At 38.8% G+C, this 1,473-nt stretch carries 2 protein-coding genes; both read left to right on the top strand.

The genetic code is table 11. The features are described 5' to 3' along the window. The first annotated feature begins 347 nt into the window (after positions 1-347). Positions 348-521: a transposase gene (locus H5200_RS24220; RefSeq protein WP_246175646.1), complete on the top strand. Its 174-nt coding sequence runs from the start codon at positions 348-350 to the stop codon at positions 519-521. 214 nt (positions 522-735) lie between these two features. Continuing rightward, the gene (locus H5200_RS23115; RefSeq protein ID WP_149983442.1) at positions 736-1,224 is read left to right on the top strand and encodes a hypothetical protein; all 489 of its coding nucleotides are present in this window, start codon (positions 736-738) and stop codon (positions 1,222-1,224) included. Positions 1,225-1,473 lie beyond the last annotated feature (249 nt).

The following is a 1,473-nucleotide window of genomic DNA, read 5'->3' as shown; positions in this document are numbered from 1 at the left end:
GAAAAGCTGCAAAACAGGACGCATTAATAAAGGTAAGCTGCTACCTCTCCAAATAAGCCACTTAAACACCTGTCATACCTTCCAAAACGCCCATTAAAGCAACAGCAAATCCTCTTTTTATATTTTACGTAAAATCGAAGTAACCGATTGAATCAAAATAGGAACTCGGCTATGGTTAATGCATCAATAAAAATAAATTAAAAACGAGTTATTCTACAGCCTCGTTGAGGTTGTAGAATTACTCTTTTTAGGAACTGGTTCTACACAATTGAATTGATTGTTTTTTGACCTTGAACCCACAGGGTTACTGTGATCTGATAGATATTATTCACCCACGGTAAATTGTTATGGCTCTTTCATTAGGTAAGGAGTCAAGCCTGACTTATCTTGCCAAAATAAATTCATTCCGATCAATTTCGCTGAATAAATTGACCTTACGCGGTCAAACGAAAGTGAATGCCCAATGGCAACTGTATTGCTTAGTTCATAATATAGAAAAGCTGCAAAACACGATACATTAATAAGGGTAACCCTTTATCACCTCAAATAAGCCACTCAAACACCTGTCATACCTTTCAAAACGCCAATTAAAGCAACAGCAAATCCTCTTTTTATATTTTACGTAAAATCGAAGTAACCAATTGAATCAAAATAGGAACTCGGCTATGGTTAATACATCAATAAAAATAAATTAAAAACGAGTTATTCTACAGCCTCGTTATGCATAGGTAAGCCATGAAGCTCATATTCACTTTAATATTATTGACTTTCCCTTCGCTCCTGTTTGCGTCTACGCCCGTAATGGTTCATACGCACAAATATTTCACGGAAGGCGTTCTTCCCGAACCTTACCGAACTTTCACGCTTAGTATTGAACTGGATGAAGAAACTGACGATGTCCGCGTATTTGATTTATATCGTGGAAACGATCTAATTCAAATCCCACCTGAGATTTTAAATCAACTCAAAGACGTCGAGCTTAGCACAATTAAAATTTCGCACGAAATGCACCGAGAAGAAAATCGTCCCGCATATAGCCGTTTTGGTGATGAAGGAGACTGGCTACACATAGAATTTGATGTTGGCGATAGATATAGAGCCGAGAAAACAGAAAATGAAAAAGGTTACTTCAAGTGGGGGCGTGACAAGATCGTACTTACCATTGTTAAGGGGAAGGTCGTCACATTAACGAGTGTCAAGGTAGCAGAGACTCACGGTTATTAGACTGAGCGAACTTGGTAGAAATGCATAACAAACAGCTCAAACCGACCTCCACTGCATTGCTCGTTTTGTGATTTTCAGCTACGCTGGCACAAAAAAATCAACTCCGTTCTGGCGGTTTAGCTGGGCGTTGGTATGACTCCCACTGTCAAGTTAAACACACTGATCCTTGCCTAACTTTTTAAGCCATAATTACTTCAGCTCGAATTAGAGCGAGTTAATACATAGGATGAAGCAAGTAATGTCGTCGGT

The organism is Pseudoalteromonas sp. SG43-7, assembly GCF_014164295.1.
GTDB lineage: Bacteria > Pseudomonadota > Gammaproteobacteria > Enterobacterales > Alteromonadaceae > Pseudoalteromonas > Pseudoalteromonas rhizosphaerae.
The sequence above is the reverse complement of the archived record's forward strand: the minus strand, read 5'-3'. Positions and strand labels throughout refer to the sequence as shown.